Origin of the sequence: Allobosea rubneri (assembly GCF_032464875.1) — a bacterium.
Lineage (GTDB): Bacteria > Pseudomonadota > Alphaproteobacteria > Rhizobiales > Beijerinckiaceae > Allobosea > Allobosea rubneri.
In genome coordinates, this window is record NZ_JAWDID010000033.1 from 29,186 (window position 1) to 48,125 (window position 18,940).

Annotated in this window: 17 protein-coding genes; 10 read left to right on the forward strand and 7 right to left on the reverse strand. The window is 67.5% G+C overall.

From position 1 onward, the window contains the following. Window positions 1-69 precede the first annotated feature (69 nt). From rpmG to rnr, 4 genes are all read right to left on the reverse strand, one after another. The gene (rpmG, locus tag RKE40_RS19475) at window positions 70-237 is read right to left on the reverse strand and encodes a 50S ribosomal protein L33 (RefSeq protein ID WP_066469944.1); all 168 of its coding nucleotides are present in this window, start codon (window positions 235-237) and stop codon (window positions 70-72) included. Window positions 238-414: 177 nt separating this feature from the next. Then, window positions 415-1,149, reverse strand: a complete 735-nt coding sequence (locus RKE40_RS19480; protein WP_316019877.1) for an NUDIX hydrolase — start codon at window positions 1,147-1,149, stop codon at window positions 415-417. Then, window positions 1,146-1,592, reverse strand: a complete 447-nt coding sequence (locus tag RKE40_RS19485) for a DUF983 domain-containing protein (protein ID WP_316019878.1) — start codon at window positions 1,590-1,592, stop codon at window positions 1,146-1,148. The genes RKE40_RS19480 and RKE40_RS19485 overlap by 4 nt, the downstream gene beginning before the upstream one ends. A 28-nt stretch (window positions 1,593-1,620) precedes the next feature. After that, window positions 1,621-3,927 carry a ribonuclease R gene (gene rnr / locus RKE40_RS19490; protein WP_316019879.1) on the reverse strand — a complete coding sequence of 769 codons (2,307 nt, stop codon included), beginning with the start codon at window positions 3,925-3,927 and terminating at the stop codon, window positions 1,621-1,623. Between the two features lie 648 nt (window positions 3,928-4,575). Here rnr and urtA point away from each other — a divergent pair. The 5 genes from urtA (at window position 4,576) to urtE (ending at window position 10,479) form a co-directional block, all read left to right on the forward strand. Then, a complete protein-coding gene (gene urtA / locus RKE40_RS19495; RefSeq protein WP_316019880.1) occupies window positions 4,576-5,862 on the forward strand; it encodes an urea ABC transporter substrate-binding protein in 1,287 nt (428 codons plus the stop codon). Between the two features lie 223 nt (window positions 5,863-6,085). Continuing rightward, the gene (gene urtB, locus RKE40_RS19500) at window positions 6,086-7,687 is read left to right on the forward strand and encodes an urea ABC transporter permease subunit UrtB (RefSeq protein WP_316019881.1); all 1,602 of its coding nucleotides are present in this window, start codon (window positions 6,086-6,088) and stop codon (window positions 7,685-7,687) included. Continuing rightward, window positions 7,684-8,823 (forward strand): urea ABC transporter permease subunit UrtC, encoded by a 1,140-nt coding sequence (gene urtC / locus RKE40_RS19505; protein WP_316019882.1) that lies wholly within the window; start codon window positions 7,684-7,686, stop codon window positions 8,821-8,823. Before urtB ends, urtC begins: the two co-directional genes overlap by 4 nt. Window positions 8,824-8,828: 5 nt before the next feature. Continuing rightward, window positions 8,829-9,593, forward strand: a complete 765-nt coding sequence (gene urtD, locus RKE40_RS19510) for an urea ABC transporter ATP-binding protein UrtD (RefSeq protein ID WP_316019883.1) — start codon at window positions 8,829-8,831, stop codon at window positions 9,591-9,593. Window positions 9,594-9,783: 190 nt separating this feature from the next. After that, the gene (gene urtE, locus RKE40_RS19515) at window positions 9,784-10,479 is read left to right on the forward strand and encodes an urea ABC transporter ATP-binding subunit UrtE (RefSeq protein ID WP_316019884.1); all 696 of its coding nucleotides are present in this window, start codon (window positions 9,784-9,786) and stop codon (window positions 10,477-10,479) included. Between the two features lie 257 nt (window positions 10,480-10,736). Here urtE and RKE40_RS19520 read toward each other — a convergent pair whose 3' ends face one another. Further along, window positions 10,737-12,548, reverse strand: coding sequence for a monovalent cation:proton antiporter-2 (CPA2) family protein (locus tag RKE40_RS19520; protein WP_316019885.1), 1,812 nt, complete (start codon window positions 12,546-12,548; stop codon window positions 10,737-10,739). A 256-nt stretch (window positions 12,549-12,804) separates the two neighbouring features. Between RKE40_RS19520 and gnd the strand changes: the two genes are divergently transcribed. After that, window positions 12,805-13,791 carry a phosphogluconate dehydrogenase (NAD(+)-dependent, decarboxylating) gene (gene gnd / locus RKE40_RS19525; RefSeq protein WP_316019886.1) on the forward strand — a complete coding sequence of 329 codons (987 nt, stop codon included), beginning with the start codon at window positions 12,805-12,807 and terminating at the stop codon, window positions 13,789-13,791. Window positions 13,792-13,796: 5 nt separating this feature from the next. Beyond that, on the forward strand, window positions 13,797-14,324 hold the full coding sequence (locus RKE40_RS19530) for a gluconokinase (protein WP_316019887.1): 528 nt from the start codon (window positions 13,797-13,799) through the stop codon (window positions 14,322-14,324). Between the two features lie 169 nt (window positions 14,325-14,493). Here the strand turns inward: RKE40_RS19530 and RKE40_RS19535 are convergent, their stop codons facing one another. Then, window positions 14,494-15,480, reverse strand: a complete 987-nt coding sequence (locus RKE40_RS19535) for a VOC family protein (RefSeq protein ID WP_316019904.1) — start codon at window positions 15,478-15,480, stop codon at window positions 14,494-14,496. A 167-nt stretch (window positions 15,481-15,647) separates the two neighbouring features. Here RKE40_RS19535 and RKE40_RS19540 point away from each other — a divergent pair, with 167 nt between their 5' ends. Then, window positions 15,648-16,040: a hypothetical protein gene (locus tag RKE40_RS19540; RefSeq protein ID WP_316019888.1), complete on the forward strand. Its 393-nt coding sequence runs from the start codon at window positions 15,648-15,650 to the stop codon at window positions 16,038-16,040. A gap of 24 nt (window positions 16,041-16,064) precedes the next feature. Here the strand turns inward: RKE40_RS19540 and RKE40_RS19545 are convergent, their stop codons facing one another. Beyond that, window positions 16,065-16,574, reverse strand: a complete 510-nt coding sequence (locus tag RKE40_RS19545) for a MarR family winged helix-turn-helix transcriptional regulator (protein WP_316019889.1) — start codon at window positions 16,572-16,574, stop codon at window positions 16,065-16,067. 87 nt (window positions 16,575-16,661) lie between these two features. On the opposite strand from RKE40_RS19545, the gene RKE40_RS19550 reads away from it, so the two are divergent. Continuing rightward, on the forward strand, window positions 16,662-17,600 hold the full coding sequence (locus RKE40_RS19550) for an alpha/beta fold hydrolase (protein WP_316019890.1): 939 nt from the start codon (window positions 16,662-16,664) through the stop codon (window positions 17,598-17,600). A gap of 58 nt (window positions 17,601-17,658) precedes the next feature. After that, window positions 17,659-18,861, forward strand: coding sequence for an ABC transporter substrate-binding protein (locus tag RKE40_RS19555; protein ID WP_316019891.1), 1,203 nt, complete (start codon window positions 17,659-17,661; stop codon window positions 18,859-18,861). Window positions 18,862-18,940 lie beyond the last annotated feature (79 nt).

Below are 18,940 nucleotides of genomic sequence, written 5' to 3' on the forward strand. Positions count from 1 at the left end.
CATAAACGCAAAAAACCGCCCGAAGCGGGCGGTTCTCGCAAAAGCGGCAAGAGTGTAAGGCTGGGTGCCTTACTTGATCTTGGCTTCCTTGAACTCGACGTGCTTGCGCGCGACGGGGTCATACTTCTTCTTCGACATCTTCTCGGTCATCGTGCGCGAGTTCTTCTTGGTCACGTAGAAAAACCCGGTGTCAGCCGTCGAGACGAGCTTGATCTTGATGGTCACGGCCTTGGCCATGGCGGAGCCCTCGAACTGGTGGGGCCGTGCTCGACCCGCGCATGAAAAAGAAAACGGCCGGGGCGAGCCCGGCAATCCGATGGCGCCGGAATGCCGTATCGGAGCCTGCAAGTCAAGGAATATCGGGCGGCGGTCTCGGCCGCCCGCAAAATGGCCGGCTTTCGCCGGCCAAACCGCTCAGATCAGCTCGCGCACGAAGCTGCCGCGCTTCTCCCAATAGAACGGCACCGGCAGATGCGGGGCGAATCCGTTTTTCAGCCGCTCCTCGACCTCGGCGATGATCACCTTGGTGATGGTCGGCAGGTCGAGCTCGCGGGCTTCGTCGAAGGTGACGGAGACCAGGTCGACGAGCTCCGAATCGGGCCCGATGATGCCTTCGACCTTATCGGCGACGGCGCTGGCATCGACGGTGAAGAAGCGGGTGTCGAAGCGCTTCGGCCGGCGCGGCGGGGTGATCGCCCGGGCGACGAAGGTGACGGCGCCGAGATCGGGGAAGATGCCTTTCGCGGCGAATTCCGACCAGACACCGGGCGGCGGGTTTTCCGGCGCGCCGTATTCGGCGCTGCCGAAGAGCAGCCCGGTTTCCTCGAAGGTCTCGCGGATCGCGGCCAGCGCCAGCGCCCGCCCGCGCTGGGCGCTCGGGCGCACGCAGCGCGCCGCCAGGCGCTGCTCGCAGGGACCGGGAAGGGCGCCCGCCGCGGTCATGCGGCGATCCTCCGGATCGATCCGCCCGCCGGGGAAGACGTATTTCCCGGGCATGAATTTGTGGCTCGGATGGCGCTTGCCCATCAGCACGCGCGGCTGCCGGCCGGAATGATCGAGGATCAGCATGGTCGCGGCATCGACCGGCCGCAGATTGGTCGCGGTGCGGACGCGTTCGGCCTGGGTGAGGGTTACGGTATGATCGTTCACTGGCCGCCCGTCCTGCTTGCTGCGGGTTGAACCTCGACCTGCGGCGCGGAACCGCCGAAGCCGTGCATGCGCAACGCCCATTGCAGCCCGATGACCGCGCCCTTCGTCGGCTGCATCAGTGCAAGGCATAGCACCACCGTCAGCAGCGGCCACACCAGCATGTGCATGCCCATCGACCAGTCGCCGAATTTCTCGACCAGCACCAGCCCGCCGACGACGATATGCCCGACGATGGTGATGACGATATAGGGCGGCAGATCGTCGGCGCGCTGATGGTACAGCGCCTCGCCGCAGGCCTCGCAGGCGTCGACCGGCTTCAGGAAGGCGCGGAACAGTCGGCCCTCGCCGCAATGCGGGCAGCGCCCCCGCATGCCGCGCCTGATCGCCTGGCGCCAATCGCGCTCGGCGGCCGGAGCCGAGAGGTCGTGATACTGAACGGACATGGCACTCTTCATCTTCGAGGCGTCGGCCTCAGCGCTTCCGGCCGGGCTTGGCACGCCCTGGCCGGGCCATACTGCGCTTTGCAGCTAGGGGACGCGTGGCTTTTTTGAAAGAGCGGTTCGATGTCACAGTCCGCCCCTCGCTCAGGAGCTCCAAGCGCAGGGCGCCGGCGACGGGGGCGGCCTCGACCAGGCGGACATGCACGCGGTCGCCGAGGCGCCAGCTCTCGCCGCTGCGTTCGCCGATCAGCGCATGGGCCGCCTCGTCATAGCGGTAATAGTCGGCGCCCAGCGTCGAGGCGGGAACGAAGCCGTCGGCGCCGGTGCCGTCGAGCTTGACGAAGAGCCCGGCGCGGTTGAGCCCGGCGATCCGGCCGTCGAAGCTCGCGCCGATCTGGTCGGCGAGGAAATGCGCGATCAGCCGGTCGGTGGTCTCTCGCTCGGCCGCCATGGCGCGGCGCTCGGCGGCCGAGATCCGGGTCGCGACCTCGCGCAGTTCGGCCAGCGTCGTCGAGCTGGGCAGTCCATCATCGCCGCGCTTCATCGTCGCGATCAGGGCACGATGGACGACGAGGTCGGCATAGCGCCGGATCGGCGAGGTGAAATGCGCGTAGCGGCGCAGGTTGAGGCCGAAATGCCCGTAGTTCTCGGCGACATATTCGGCCTGGGCCTGGGTCCGCAGCACGACCTCGTTGATGAAGAGCTCGTTCTCGGAGCCCTTGATCATCTTGAGGATGCGGTTGAACAGCACCGGCCGCAGCGCGGCGTCCTTGGGGAGCTTGATGCCGATCGAGGCCAGGACCTCGCCGAGCACGCGCATCTTCTCGAGCGAAGGCTCGTCATGGCAGCGGTAGATCAGCAGGCTGCCGGCCTTCTCCAGCGTCTCCGCCGCGGCGACGTTGGCGAGGATCATGAATTCCTCGATCAGCTTGTGCGTCGCCAGCCGGTCGGGGACGATGACGCGGTCGACCGAGCCGTCCGCCTTCAGGATCAGCTTGCGCTCGGGCAAGTCTAGGTCGAGCGGCTGGCGCGCATCGCGGGCGCGGGCCGCGACACCATAAGCGGCCCAGAGCGGCATCAGGATGCTCTCGCGGATCAGGGCCGTCGCCTCGTCCGGCTTGCCGTCGATCGCGGCCTGCGCCTGCTGATAGGAGAGCTTTGCGGCCGAGCGCATCAGGATGCGGTGGAAGCTGTGGCCCTTCTTGGAGCCGTCGGCCTTGAGCACGAGGCGGACGGCGAGCGCCGGCCGGTCCTCGCCGCCGCGTAGCGAGCAGAGGTCGTTCGAAATCCGCTCCGGCAGCATCGGCACGACGCGGTCCGGGAAATAGACCGAGTTGCCGCGCTCCAGCGCCTCGCGGTCGAGCGCCGTGCCCGGCCGGACGTAGGAGGCGACATCGGCGATGGCGACGGTGACGACATGGCCGCCGGGATTGTCCGGGTCCTCGTCCGGCGCGGCATGGACCGCGTCGTCATGGTCCTTGGCGTCGGCGGGGTCGATGGTGATCAGCGGCAGGTCGCGCCAGTCCTCGCGGCCGGCCAGCGTCGCCTTCGGTGCGGCCTCCGCCTCGGCCAGCGCCGCGGGCGAGAATTCGTTCGGGATGCCGTGGGCGTGAATCGCGATCAGCGAGACCGCGCGCTCCGACTTCAGCGAGCCGAGCCGCTCGCGCACCTGCGCCTCAGGCGGGCCGAAGCGGCTCTCGCGCCGGAGCGCGACCGAGACCAGATCGCCATCCTGGGCGCCGCCGGTCTGGCCCTTCGGGATCAGCGCCTCGCGGCCCTGCGCCTTCTTGTCGACGGGTATGAGCCGGCCGGAACCGTCGGGCAGGGCGCGGAAGATGCCGAGCACCTGCGCCTTGCCCTTGCCCATGATCTTCAGGACGCGGCCGGACCAGGAGATGCCGGTGACGCCGCGCAGGCGCGTGAGCTTGAGCAGGACCTGATCGCCGATGCCGGGCGCGGCGACAGCCGGTCCGGTGCGGCGCGAGCGCGAGGGGCGGCCGCTCTCGATCAGGACCTTCGGCGCCTCGCCCTGGTCGGCCTCGTTCCATTCGAGCGGCGCGGCGATGAGATCGCCCTCGCGATCGCGTGCCTTGATCTCGCAGAGCAGGACCGCGGGCAGGGCGCTGTGCTTGCGGACGGGCGAGCCGTCCTCGGCCGCGTCGATATGCTCTTCGTCCTCGAGCTCGCGCAGCAGGCGCTTCAGCCAGATCTTGCCGCCGGCATCGAGGCCGAACGCCTTGGCGATGTCGCGGCGACCGGGCTCGCGGCCGGCGGCGCGCTCCTCCTCGATGAAGGCGAGGATGGCCTGGCGGGGAAGGTCAGGGGCTGGCGCTGGCAAGCGGCGGCCTCATCTGGATATGGCGCTGCACAAAGATCACGCCTCTCTCTGGCATGTCCTGCCGCGGCGCGCCAGAAGCGGCCGCGCAGGGCCGATCGCGCAAAAGAGAAGGGCCGCCCTCGCGGGCAGCCCTTCCATTGCCGAACCGCAGCCCCGGTAACCGGGCCTAGCGTCGCGAAAACTCAAACGGAACCGAACCCCTCATGGGACGAGTCCAGGCCATGCAGTCCCCGCGACAGCGGTTGATGACAATGAGACACTGGATCACCTCCTTTCAGTTGTTACCGACAAGGTGAGGCTAAGGTGATTCCAGCGCGTGCGTAAACGATAAAGATTCAGCGCCCGTTTCGCTGTCCACTGCCGAATTTCTCGGCGTTTTTGCTGCATCGCACCGCCGCTGCCTAAATATTGCCCGCCCGATTTGCCTGCCGGCTGTGCAGATTCGCCCGTATTGGCGGGTTCGGCGCAAAAACTCGCAGCGTCCTGCCTGAAATCCAGCCGGAGCCGCAGCTTTCACGGCTTTTGCTGCGCTTGCGAAGGCGTTGGCGGTAGTTGGCACGTCGCTTGCGATCCCGATTTCGCCAGCCAGCAAGGCTGCGCTGCGCCCGGCAGGGGCGCGGTCAACAGAATCGATCGGGGGACATCTCGATGAAGCTCACACGTCGCGTTGTATTGGGTGCTGCGCTACTTGGCGCCACGGCTCTCTCCACGGTGCTTCCCGCAGCCGCGCAGCAGGAGACCATCAAGGTCGGCATCCTGCATTCGCTCTCCGGCACGATGGCGATCTCCGAGACGACGTTGAAGGACGTCATGCTCATGCTGATCGAGGAGCAGAACAAGAAGGGCGGCGTGCTCGGCAAGAAGCTCGAGGCCGTCGTGGTCGACCCGGCCTCGAACTGGCCGCTCTTCGCCGAGAAGGCGCGCGAGCTGATCGTCAAGGACAAGGTCGCGGCCGTGTTCGGCTGCTGGACCTCGGTCTCGCGCAAGTCGGTCCTGCCGGTGTTCAAGGAGCTGAACTCGATCCTGTTCTACCCCGTCCAGTACGAGGGCGAGGAGAGCGAGCGCAACGTCTTCTACACCGGCGCCGCCCCGAACCAGCAGGCGATCCCGGCCGTCGACTACCTCGCCAAGGAAGAAAAGGTCGAGCGCTGGGTGCTGGCCGGTACCGACTATGTCTACCCGCGCACCACCAACAAGATCCTGGAGGCCTACCTTCTCGCCAAGGGCGTGAAGAAGGAGGACATCATGATCAACTACACGCCGTTCGGTCATTCCGACTGGCAGACCATCGTCTCCGACATCAAGAAGTTCGGTTCTGCCGGCAAGAAGACCGCCGTGGTCTCGACCATCAACGGCGATGCCAACGTTCCCTTCTACAAGGAGCTCGGCAACCAGGGCATCAAGGCGACCGACATCCCCGTCGTGGCCTTCTCGGTCGGTGAGGAGGAGCTCGCCGGCATCGACACCAAGCCGCTGGTCGGCCATCTCGCCGCCTGGAACTACTTCCAGTCGGTCAAGACGCCGGAGAACGAGGCCTTCATCAAGCAGTGGAAGGCCTTCAAGAAGAACGACAAGGCCGTCACCAACGACCCGATGGAAGCCCATGTCATCGGCTTCAACATGTGGGTGAAGGCGGTCGAGAAGGCGAAGTCCACCGATCCGGACAAGGTGATCGACGCGCTGCCGGGCATCGAGGCGCCGAACCTGACCGGCGGTGTCTCGAAGATGCTGCCGAACCACCACATCACCAAGCCGGTGCTGATCGGCGAGATCAAGGCCGACGGCCAGTTCGATGTGGTCTCGAAGACCGGCCTCGTCGCCGGCGACGCCTGGTCGAAGGAGCTCGACGGGTCCAAGGACCTGGTCGGCGACTGGGTCGAGAAGAAGTGCGGCAACTTCAACGTCAAGACCGGCAAGTGCGGCGGCGGCGCCTGAGTTGAAGAGGGGGGAAGGGCGGCACGGTCGGAAAGCCCGGCCGCCCTTCGCAAACCTCCACTCCCGCCTACGCTTCGAGTTGACAATGCCATCCCGGTCGTCCCGGCCGAAGCGAAGCGCAGAGCCGGGACCCATGCCTGAGCCTTTCCGAAAGAGGTTCAGGCATGGGTCCCGGGTCTCCCTGCGGTCGCCCGGGACGACCCGACCCCGAGACTTTCCGACAATGTCTCTTCCTATCCGCCTCATGCGCATGCTGGCCGTCGTCCTGGCGCTTCTCGCCGCGCCGGTCGTCGCCGTCGCACAGACTGCCGAAGAAGCCTTCGCGCGCTTCAACGCCGACAGCTTCTCGGATACGGCGCGCGCCATCGATATCCTCGTCCAAGGCGCCCATCCGAATGCGGGCGTCATCATCGAGGCGCTGGCCGATGGGCGCTTGCTCGCCGGGGGCGGTGCCGTAGTGGTGAAAACCAAGGACGGCGGCCTCCTCGACGCACGCACCGGGCAGGCGCTTTCCGCCGAGCCGGCCGGTGTCAGCGCCGTCAGGCTGAACAACAATGTCCGGCGGGCGATCCAGGCGGCGCTCGGCAGCCTCGGCCTGATCAATCCCGACCCTGCCAAGCGCGTCGCCGCCGCCGAGGCGGTCTTCCGGGCGCGCGACGTCTCGGCGCTGCCGGTGCTCGAAGCTGCGATAGCCAAGGAGACGAATGAGCGGGCCCGCCGCGCCTTGCGGGAGGCCCAGGCTGCGATCCTGATCGTCAAGACCGATGCGCCGCCCTTCGACAGGATCGCCGCCGTCGACGTGCTGCGCGAGCGCGGCGACCAGGATGCGCTGGCGACGCTGCGCGCCCTGCCGGGCGATGCCTCGCCGGCGCTGAGGGAGGTGCAGGCCCGCGCCATCTCCGAGATCGAGGGCAAGCTCGCTCTGTGGCAGGCCGGGCAGAACCTCTGGTACGGGCTCTCGCTCGGCTCGGTGCTGCTGCTCGCGGCGATCGGCCTCGCCATCACCTTCGGCGTGATGGGCGTGATCAACATGGCGCATGGCGAAATGGTGATGCTCGGCGCCTACACCACTTTCGTGGTGCAGGAGCTGATCCGCACCAACGCTCCCTACCTGTTCGACTGGTCGCTGGCCTTCGCGCTGCCGTCCGCCTTCATCGTCGCCGGCGCTGTCGGGATCGCGATCGAGCGCGGCGTGATCCGCTTCCTCTATGGAAGGCCGCTGGAGACGCTGCTGGCGACCTGGGGCATCAGCCTGATCCTGCAGCAGACGGTGCGGACCGCCTTCGGTCCGACCAATCGCGAGGTCGGCGCGCCCAGCTTCATGTCTGGTGCCTTCGAGTTAGGAGGCCTCGCCATCACCTGGAACCGGCTCTGGATCATCGTCTTCGCCGCGCTGGTCTTCCTCGCCTTGCTCGCCATCCTGAAGCTGACGCCGATGGGCTTGCAGATGCGGGCCGTCACCCAGAACCGGCGGATGGCTGCGGCGATGGGCATCCGCACCGGGCGGATCGACGCGCTGACCTTCGGGCTCGGCTCGGGCGTCGCCGGGCTTGCCGGCGTCGCGCTCTCGCAGATCGACAATGTCAGTCCCAATCTCGGGCAGAGCTACATCATCGACAGTTTCATGGTCGTGGTCTTCGGCGGGGTCGGCAATCTCTGGGGCACGCTGATCAGCGCCATGACGCTCGGCGTCGCCAACAAGCTGCTCGAGCCCTATGCCGGCGCCGTGCTCGGCAAGATCGCGCTGCTCGTCTTCATCATCCTGTTCATCCAGAAGCGCCCGCGCGGCCTGTTCGCGCTGAAGGGCAGGGCGGTGGAAGCATGATCAGCCGCTTCCTGCTCTCGAACATGGACACGCGGGGCTACGTCTTCCTCGCGCTCGTCGCCGCGATCGGCCTGCTGGTGCCGCTGGCGAACCTGCTGGTCCCGGCCGGCTCGCCCTTCCATGTCTCGACCGCGACCATGTCGCTCTGGGGCAAGTATCTCTGCTACGCGCTGCTCGCGCTCTCGCTCGACCTGGTCTGGGGCTATTGCGGCATCCTCTCGCTCGGCCATGGCGCCTTCTTCGCGCTCGGCGGCTATGCGATGGGCATGTACCTCATGCGCCAGATCGGCTCGCGCGGCGTCTACGGCAACCCGGTCCTGCCCGACTTCATGGTCTTCCTGAACTGGCAGGAGCTGCCCTGGTACTGGTGGGGCTTCTCGTCCTTTCCGTTCGCCATGCTGATGGTGCTGGCCGTTCCCGGCCTGCTCGCCTTCGTCTTCGGCTGGTTCGCCTTCCGCTCCCGCGTCACCGGCGTCTATCTCTCGATCATCACCCAGGCGCTGACCTATGCGCTGCTGCTCGCCTTCTTCCGCAACGACATGGGTTTTGGCGGCAATAACGGGCTGACCGATTTCAAGGACATCCTGGGCTTCAGCGTGCAGGCGCAGACGACGCGCGCCGCGCTCTTTGCGATGACCTGCACGATGCTCGCCGCCGGCTTCCTGATCGCCCGCGGCATCGTCTCGTCGAAGCTCGGCAAGGTGGTGATCGCCATCCGCGATGCGGAATCCCGCACGCGCTTCCTCGGCTACCGGGTCGACCGCTTCAAGCTCTTCGTCTTCACCGTCTCGGCCTGCATGGCCGGTGTCGCCGGCGCGCTCTATGTGCCGCAGGTCGGCATCATCAATCCCGGCGAGTTCGCTCCGGCGAATTCGATCGAGACCGTGATCTGGGTCGCGGTCGGCGGGCGCGGCACGCTGGTCGGCGCGGCGCTCGGCGCCGTCGTGGTCAACTGGGCGAAGACGATGTTCACCTCCGGCTTCATGGCGCCGTACTGGCTGTTCGCGCTCGGCGCGCTCTTCGTCCTCGTCACCCTGTTCATGCCGAAGGGCATTCTCGGCACCGCGCAGGGCTGGTGGGAGAAGCGGCGCAAGCCCGAAGCGATGCCGGCGGCCGAGCCGGCGCCGGCGGAGTAGATGCGATGAACGCTCCCGTGCCCGGCGCTCTCACCTCCTCGCTGCTCTATCTCGACGGCGTCAGCGTCTCCTTCGACGGCTTCAAGGCCATACGCGGCCTGTCGCTCACCATCGCGCCCGGCGAGATGCGCGCCATTATCGGCCCGAACGGCGCCGGCAAGACGACGATGATGGACATCATCACCGGCAAGACCCGGCCCGACGAGGGCACGGTGATGTTCGGCGGCTCGGTCGATCTCACCCGGCTCGACGAGGCCGCGATCGCCAATCTCGGCATCGGCCGCAAGTTCCAGAAGCCGACCGTGTTCGACTTCCACACGATCGAGGACAACATCCTGCTGGCGCTGAAATCGCAGCGCACGGTGCTGAAGACGCTGTTCTGGCAGACGGCGAGCACCCAGCAGAAGCGGATCGACGACATCCTCGGCATCATCAAGCTCGCCGACAAGCGCGACCGGCTCGCCGGCTCGCTCTCGCACGGCCAGAAGCAGTGGCTCGAGATCGGCATGCTGCTGGCGCAGGATCCCAAGCTCCTGCTCGTCGACGAACCCGCCGCCGGCATGACCGATGGCGAGACGGCGCAGACTGCGGAGCTGCTGAAGGAGATCGCGCGGGACCACTCCGTGATCGTGGTCGAGCACGACATGGGCTTCATCCGCGAGCTCGGCGTCAAGGTGACGGTGCTGCACGAGGGCTCGGTGCTGGCCGAGGGGCCCCTCGATCAGGTCAGCGCCAATGAGCGCGTCGTCGAAGTCTATCTGGGGCGGTGAGCATGATGATCGGGATTCTGATCCAATTCTCCCTCCGGAGTCATCCCGGACAAGCCGCGAAGCGGCGCCGATCCGGGATCCATTCCGGAGCGCTTCCGATAGAGGTTCAGGAATGGATCCCGGGTTTGCGCTTCGCTCCGCCCGGGATGACCCGTGGCGTTTCCCTCAAAGCCATGACGGAGACGATCCCATGCTGAGCGTCGAAGCCATCGATCTCCATTACGGCGCCGCCCAGGCGCTTCGGCGCGTCTCGCTCACCGCCGAGATCGGCAAGGTGACCTGCGTGATGGGCCGCAACGGCGTCGGCAAGACCTCGCTGATGCGCGCCATCGTCGGCCAGCAGCCGATCTCCGGCGGCCATGTCCGCCTCGACGGCCAGGATATCTCGAGCCTGCGCAGCGAGGCGAGGGCCCGCGCCGGCATCGCCTTCGTGCCGCAGGGCCGCGAGGTCTTCCCGCTCCTGACGGTGAAGGAGAATCTGGAAACCGGTTTTGCGCCCTTGCCCCGCAAGGAGCGCTACATCCCGAACGAACTGTTCGACCTATTCCCCGTGCTGAAGTCGATGCTCGGCCGGCGCGGCGGAGACCTCTCGGGTGGCCAGCAGCAGCAGCTCGCGATTGCGCGGGCGCTGGTCACCCGACCCAGGCTGCTGGTGCTGGACGAGCCGACCGAGGGCATCCAGCCCTCGATCATCAAGGATATCGGCCGTGCCATCGACTACCTCCGTCAGAAGGGCGGCATGGCGATCGTGCTGGTCGAGCAGTATTTCGACTTCGCCCGCGACCTCGCCGACACGATGTTCGTGATGGATCGCGGCGAGGTCGTGCTCGCCGGACCGATGGCGGAGCTTGATGGGGCGCAGGTTCAGCGGTTGATTCAGGTCTAGCGGCCAAGCCGTTGAGACGGAATCGATTCTGGCGCTCTCCTGACCTGTCATGGTTGGGCTTGTCCCGACCATCCACGTCTTCCCTCGGGCAGGATGATGTTCAAGACGTGGATGCTCGCCAAAAGGGCGAGCGTGACGGAGATCGGACCCGCTGACGAGGAGTCAGTCGCCCCTTCAAAACTCCAGCTGCGCGTGGTCGATGACCTCCTTCATCACGAAGAAGGTGCGGCTTCGGCGCATACCTCCCGCAGCTGACCTCAAGCTCCGACGCCGACGCCCCCCGGCAGATCGCCGATGACCGTGCCGACCGTCTTCGGCTTGGTGAGCGGGGCGGGGACCGGCTGGTTGCTGTGCAGCAGGTCCTGTCCGGCATGGATGTCGCTCGCGACCTGGAGGTCGAGCCGTTCGGCGTCGCGGCGGCGGACATCCTCGACGATCTCGACGACCTCGTCCTCCGGGACGCCCAGCGCGCGCAGGACCTCGCCGCCGAAGACCATGGCGGATTCGAAGGTCTCGCGGATCTGGTACTCCACCCCGGCGCGGATCAGGTCCATCGAATGGCCGCGGTCGAAGGAGCGGACGAAGAGCTTTGCGTGCGGGAACTCGGCCTGGGCGACCCGCACGATCGCGTTCGCCGTGTCGCGGTTCTCGACGCAGACCAGGATCGCCTCGGCATGATGGGCGCCCGAGGCGTGCAGGATGTCCGCGCGGGTGCCGTCGCCGTAATAGACCTTGAAGCCGAAGCTCGCGGCGGCCTGGATCATCTCGACATCGGTCTCGATCAGCGAGACGCTGAAGCCACGAGCGAGAAGGCCCTGGCTCGCCACCTGCCCGAAGCGGCCGAAGCCGACGACGAGCACGCGCCCCTCCAGCCCCTCGGCGTGCTCGACGCCGTCGAGCGATTCCCGTTCGGCCGGCATGAAGCGGTCGATCAGGAGCACGACGAGGGGGGTGAGCGCCATGGAGAGGATCACCACGGCGCTGGTGATGGCGTTGATCTTCGCATCGAAGATGCCGGCCGCGGTGGCGGCGCCGTAGAGCACGAAGGCGAATTCGCCGCCCTGCGAGAACAGCGCGACGCGGGTGATCGCATCGCGCGTGCGAGTGCGGAACAGCTTGGCGACGATGAAGATGCCGGCCGCCTTGACCAGCATGAAGGAGGCGACGCCGAGCGCGACGATGCGCCATTCCTGCGCGATCAGCTTGAGATCGAGCGACATGCCGACGGCGAGGAAGAACATGCCGAGCAGGAGGCCGCGGAACGGTTCGATATCGGCCTCGAGCTGATGGCGGAAGGTCGATTCCGAGAGCAGCACGCCGGCGAGGAAGGCGCCCATCGCCATCGAGAGGCCGCCGAGTTGCATGGCGAGCGCCGAGCCGAGCACGACGAGCAGCGCCGCGCCGGTCATGACCTCGCGGGCCTGCGCATTGGCGAGCAGGCGGAACATCGGGTTGAGCAGGTATTTGCCGGCCACGACGAGGCCGACGAGCGAGCCGGCGCCGATCAGGACCGGCAGGAGGCCGCCACTCCCGGCCGCCTTCGTCGGCGCCAGCAGGGCGACGAGGGCGAGGAGCGGCACGATGGCGAGGTCCTCGAGCAGGAGGATCGAGACCGCCTGCTGGCCATGCGGGGTCGAGGCTTCGCCGCGCTCGTTCAGCATCTGCATCACGACGGCGGTGGAGGAGAGCACGAAGCCCATACCGGCGATGAAGGCAGCCGCGGGGCTGAGGCCGGCGAGAATGCCGACGCCGGTCAGAAGGGCGCCGCAGAGCCCGACCTGCGCGACGCCGAGGCCGAAGATCTCGCCGCGCAGGTTCCAGAGACGGGCCGGCTGCATCTCCAGCCCGATGATGAAGAGGAACATCACGACGCCGAATTCGGCGAGATGGAGCACGCTTTCCGGATGCGGGAACAGGCCGATTCCGGAGGGACCGATCAGGACGCCGCCGGCAAAATAGCCGAGGACCGAGCCGAGCTTGAGCCGCCGGAAGATCGGGACGGCGATGACGCCCGCGCCCAGAAGTCCGACGGCCTGAACCAGCTCTGGAGAAAAGCCCTGCGCTGCCATGACGCTCCTGCTGCCGTTGCCGGCGCGGAGGCGCGCCTGTTCGACAAAGAAAGCGCCGGAGGGAATTAGGCAAGCGTGCGCTTGCCGATGGCGACGCTCAAAAGCTGGTGATCGCCTGCCGCTGCGGCCGGCGAAAGCCCGGCGGTGACCCTTGGGGCGGAGCCGAAAGCCTGAGCGCCGCGCTTGCCCGCCGCCCGGCATCGGGGCATGTAGCGTCCCCAAAGCCGGCTTCGTCCCGGCAGCAGGAGCGTTTGCGATGCAGCTTGGAGTGGTCGGCCTCGGCCGGATGGGAGCCAATATCGTCCGGCGGCTGCACCGCGCCGGGCACAATTGCGTGGTCTATGATCGCGACCCGAAGCCGGGCGCGGCGCTGGCCAAGGACGGCGCCGTCAATGTCGGTGACCTCAAGGAGATGGTGGGCAAGCTCCAGGCGCCGCGGGCGATCTGGATCATGCTGCCGGCAGGCGAGATCACCGAAGCCACGCTCGCCGAGCTCGCCGGCATGCTCGAGCCCGGCGATACGCTGATCGACGGCGGCAACGCCTTCTGGAAGGACGATGTCCGGCGCGGGCGCGAACTCGCGGCCAAGGGCCTGCACTATCTCGACATCGGCACCTCCGGCGGCGTGCACGGGCTGGAGCGCGGCTATTGCCTGATGATCGGCGGCGACAAGGGCGTGTTCGACCGGCTGGAGCCGATCTTCCAGGCGCTGGCGCCGGGCAAGGGCGACATCGAGCCGACCGGCCATCGCGAGGGGCGCAACCCGACCGCCGAGCAGGGCTATCTGCATTGCGGCCCGGCGGGCGCCGGCCATTTCGTCAAGATGGTCCATAACGGCATCGAGTACGGGATGATGCAGGCCTTCGCCGAGGGCTTCGACCTCCTGCGCAATGCCTCGGCCAAGGACGGGCTGCCGGAGGAATACGGCTTCGATTTCGACACCGCCGAGATCGCCGAGGTCTGGCGCCGCGGCTCGGTCGTCACCTCCTGGTTGCTCGACCTGACCGCCGCGGCGCTCGCCGCAGACGAGGAGCTTTCGGCCTATTCCGGCCATGTCTCCGATTCCGGCGAGGGGCGCTGGACCGTGCAGGCCGCGGTCGAGACCGCGACGCCGGCCGAGGTGCTGACCTCCTCGCTCTACACCCGCTTCCGCTCGCGCAAGGATCACACCTTCGCCGAGAAGATCCTCTCCGCCATGCGCGCCGGCTTCGGCGGCCATGTCGAGCCGAAGAAGCAGGGCTGAGCGGGATGAGCGTCTCGAACAGCGCCGGCAAGCCGGCCGTCATCGTCGTCATGGGCGTCGCCAGCTCGGGCAAGACCTCGCTCGGCGAGCGCCTGGCCGAGCGGCTCGGCTGGCCCTTCCGCGATGCCGACAGCTTTCACCCGCCCGAGAACGTCGCCAAGATGTCGAGCGGCACGCCGCTGACCGACGAGGACCGCAAGCCCTGGCTGGCGGCGATCGCGGCCTGGATCGACGGGCTGCGCACGACCGGCGGCAACGGCATCGTCACCTGCTCGGCGCTGAAGAAGGCCTATCGCGACGTCATCGTCGGCGACCGGCCCGACGTCACGCTGGTCTATCTCAGGGGCTCGCGCGAACTGATCGGCCAGCGCATGGCGGCGCGCCAGCACCATTTCATGCCGCCGGCCCTGCTCGACAGCCAGTTCGCGACGCTGGAGGAGCCGGGCGCGGACGAGAAGCCGCTCGTCGTCCAGGTCGAAGCCAGCAAGGAAGCGATCGTCGAGCAGGTCGTGCGCGAGCTGCGGCTCGGCTGAAGCGATTGGCGCCTTCGCTCGAACGGGCGGCGATCAGAGGGCGCCCTTTAGCTGCGCCTGAGCCTTCGCCGTCATGGTCGGGCTCGTCGCGACCATCCACGTCTTCCTTCCTTACATGCGGTGTTCAAGACGTGGATGCTCGCCACGAGGGCGAGCATGACGGGCGAGCCTAGACCCCGACCAGCCTGAGCCGGGTCCCCCAGGGATCGGTGCTCTCGAAGCCGTGCTCAACGGTCGTCGGCGCGAAGCCGGCGCGCGCCATGCGCTCGCGCTGCGCCGTGAGCAAAGCGGGATCGGCGACCTCCAGCGAGAACCAGTCGAGGCCGGTCTTCGCAAGGTCGCGGCTGCCGGCGCCGGCGCTGTTCCAGGTGTTGAGCGCGACATGGTGGTGATAGCGCCCTGAGGACAGGAAGCTCGCGGTGTCGCGCCGCGAGGTCGAATCGAGGCCGATGGCGTCGCGGTAGAAGCTCTCGGACTGCTGGATGTCGCCGACGCGCAGATGCATGTGGCCGATGCGCAGTCCCGTCGGAGCCGAGGCGTAGTCGTTGCGGCTGGTGTCGGTGAGGCCAAGGATGCCGTCGACGTCGAGCCGGTGCGTGCCCATCACGACGCGTTCGCCCTCCCAGCGCCAGAGGCGCGGGTCGCGATCGGCATAGACCTCGATGCCGTTGCCCTCGGGATCGTCGAGATAGACGGCTTCGCTGACGCTGTGGTCGGCGAAGCCGGTCAGGGGCGTCTGGTTACGGGCGACATGCACGAGCCAGCGCGCGAGGTCGCGGCGCGAGGGCATCAGGAAAGCGGTGTGGAACAGGCCGGCGGCGTTGCGCGGCTCAAACTCAGCCTGTGGCCGCGCCTCCATCGAGACGAGGGGCACGCCGCCCGCCCCGAGGGTGACGCCATCCGCACTGGCCGAGATGACGGCGAGCCCGAGCACCGACTGGTAGTAGCGGCTCATGCGGTCGAGATCGCGGACGCGCAGGCCGATGGCGCCGCAGCGGATCGGCGTGCTGCCGGCGAAGCCCGGGGCGGTGGCCGCAATCGTGCCCGCGCCGGCTGTCGGCGTCCCCTCTGCCCGCGCCGCCGCGGCGGCGGCCAGCGCAAGTGAGGCCGTCCCGGCCAGTCGCAACAATGTCCGCCGGGTCAGTTCGATCGTCATCGCCATCCATTCCGCTCGCGGCGCATTGCCGCTGCGGCAGTGCAGAGCATTCTTTGCATCCGGATGCATGTCACAAGCGCGAGAGAGGGGCAAAATCCGCTCAGGCGGTCGCAATGCAGCCGCGCCGGCATTGGTCCGGCGCATCATAACGGACAAGACCCCCGACAATGCGCAATTTTCTGATGGTCACTCTGCCCCGGACCGCCCTCGGCCTGCTCTTCCTGGTCAGCGCTGCCGACGGCTTCTGGTATCTGGCGACCGGCAACCACCTGATCCATCCGCCGGTGACGGAAATCGGCCTCGCCTGGGAACGCTCGCTGGAGCAGGCAAGATTCTTCCTGCCGCTGCTGAAGAGCGTGAATCTGGTCGGCGGGCTCCTGCTGCTGCTCAACATCGCGCCGGCGCTCGGGCTGGCGCTGATCGCGCCGGTGATGACGGTGATCGTGCTGTTCCATGCCGAGCTCAACCCGCAGGGCATTCCGGTCGCGGCGATCGTCGCGGTCTGCGGCGCGCTGCTCGTCTTCGCCTATCGCGGACGCTATGCGGCGCTGCTGCGCTGACAGCGTCCGAGGCTTTGCCTCCGGTCAGAGATCGGAGGCGGAGCCCCATTCCGGGACATGGGTCGCGAGCTTGTCGAGCAGCTTGCCGAGCTGCGCCCGTTCGCCAGGGTCGAGGCAGGCGAGCATCGCCGCCTCCCGCGCCTGCAGCATCGGGATGTAGCGCTCGTAGAGCGCCCGGCCCTCGGCCGTGAGGTAGAGCAGCTGGCGGCGATTATCGGCCGGGTCGGGCTCCCGGCGGATCAGCTTCTTCTTGTCGAGCAGGATCACGGCGCGGCTGACGCTCGCCTTGAGATGGCCGGAGAATTCGCAGAACTCGCTCGCGCTCGCGCCGTCGCGCACCGTCAGGAAGATCAGGATGACGATCTCCGGCCGGGTCAGCCCGAACTCCGTCTCGATCAGGCGGAAGGAGGGCTCGCGATAGAAGTTCAGCACGTAGCCGATCTTGTAGGCGGTCGGGATCGCGGTCCCGTCCAGGATGGCGCGCCGCTGAGCGGCGTCCAGCCCGGCGGACTCGTCCTGTTGAATTAGTCTCACATTGGACTTTTTTGTTGCGCGCGCCATGAGCCGGTCCTAGCATCCTCGGCAACAGATGGCACGGCCTTGCCGCGCCGGGAGGAGGCTATGGACCAGGCTGGTGCCGGAGGGCGGCAGGCGCTTTCGCGCGCGCTGCAGCGGCAATGCTTCTATTCGGGCACCGAGGCCCATCCGATCTATGTCGACCGGCTCGGCGCGGCCGGGGCAGGGCGCCTGCCCATCGTGCTCGTCCATGGCGGCGGCCATACCGGCGCCTGTTACCTTACGACCCCCGATGGTCGGCCCGGCTGGGCGCATGCCTTCGCGTCTTCCGGCCGCGAGGTCTTCGTGCCGGACTGGCCGGGCCATGGCCGTTCGCCGATGCGGCCGGATTTCGCCACCTTGTCGAGCGTCGAGATCGCGACCAGCCTGAGGCGCCTGCTGGAGGAGATCGGGCCGGCGGTGCTCCTGGTGCATTCGGCGAGCGGGCCGATGGCCTGGTGGATCGCCGAGCAGGCGCCAGGGGCGGTCGCGGGAATCGTCGGCGTCGCACCGGGCGGGCCGGCCAATCTCCTGCCGGAGCTGCCCGACGATGCCGAGGCGGTGGCGAAGCTCAGGGACGATGAGAGCCTGGGCTGCCCGGTCCGCGTCGAGGAAGACAGGCCGCTCTTCATCCCGCCCGAATTCATGCGGGCCTACTGGGCCAACTCCGAGCGCTTCCCGAAACAGGCCTTCGAGGCCTATCGGCGCTCGATCGTGCCCGAGAGCGCGCGCCTGATGAACGAGCGCTTCAATATCGGCGGCAAGGGGCTGCGGATCGGGGACCCTGCGGCGCTGGCGGGCCATCCGATCCTGATCGTCACCGGCGACAGCGACCCGCGCCATCCGCGCGCGGTCGACGAGGCGACGGCCCGCTATCTCGGCGCCGAATTCGTCTGGCTGCCGGAGCGGGGGATCGCCGGGAACGGCCATATGCCGATGTGCGAGGACAACAGCGACGAGATCGCGGCCCTGATCGTCGCCTGGCTGGAGGCCAAGGGTCTTTGACGTGAAGAACGCCGGCGCCTGTCGCAGCCGGCGAGACAACGAGCTCGGGAGGAATGTGATGCGGTCGCTTCTGTTGGGCGGCGCCATGCTGGCGCTCGCCAATCTGCCGGCGCTGGCGCAGGTCAGCGACGATGTCGTGAAGATCGGCGTGCTGACCGACATGGGTGGCGTGACCGCCGATATCGGCGGCAAGGGCTCGGTGATCGCGGCCGAACTGGCGCTGAAGGAGTTCGGCGTGACCGTGCTCGGCAAGCCGATCCAGATCGTCGCCGCCGACCATCAGCACAAGGCCGATGTCGGCACCTCGATCGCCCGGCAATGGTTCGACGTCGACAAGGTCGACGCGGTGGTCGACATCCCGAACTCGGCGGTGGCGCTGGCGCTGCAATCGCTCGCCCGCGAAAAGAAGAAGATCGTGATGTATTCCGGCGCGGGCACGACGGCGCTGACCAATGAACAGTGCTCGCCCTATGGCTTCCACTGGACCTACGACACCTATGGCGTGGCGCGCGGCACCGCCTCGGCCGTGGTCAAGGCCGGTGGCACCTCGTGGTTCATGCTGGCCTCGGACTATGCCTTCGGCCACCAGTTGCAGAAGGATGCCAGCGACGTGGTCGAGGCCAATGGCGGCAAGGTCCTCGGCTCGGTGCGCCACCCGCTCAACAATGCCGATTTCTCCTCCTTCCTGCTGCGGGCGCAGTCCTCCGGCGCCAAGGTCGTCGGCATCGCCAGTGCCGGCAACGACACCGTCAACGCGATCAAGCAGGCCGGCGAGTTCGGCCTGGTGGAGCAGGGCCAGAACCTCGCGGCGCTGATCTTCTTCCTGCAGGACGTCCACAGCCTCGGCCTCAAGGCAACGCAGGGCACCTATCTGACGACCGCCTCCTACTGGGATCTCGACGAGCCCTCGCGCGCCTGGTCGAAGCAGTTCATGGAAAAGGCCGGGATGATGCCGTCCATGCTGCATGCCGGCGTCTACGGCTCGGTGCTGCACTATCTCAAGGCGGTGAAGCAGGCCGGCACCGACGATCCCGACAAGGTCGCCGCCGCGATGCGCGCGATGCCGATCAACGACGCTTTCACCAAGGACGCGACGATCCGCGCCGATGGTCGCGTGCTGCGCGAGCTGTATCTCGCCCGGGTCAAGAAGCCGGCGGATTCGAAGGGGCCGTGGGACTATTTCGAGATCGTGCGCAAGATCGAGCCGTCCGAGACGGTCTGGCCGCTGTCGGAAAGCAAGTGCCCGGCGGTGAAGGGGTGAAGCGGCCGCTCACGCATCCGCAGTCCTCATCCTGAGGAGCAGCCAAGGGCTGCGTCTCGAAGGATGGTCCAGCCGTCTC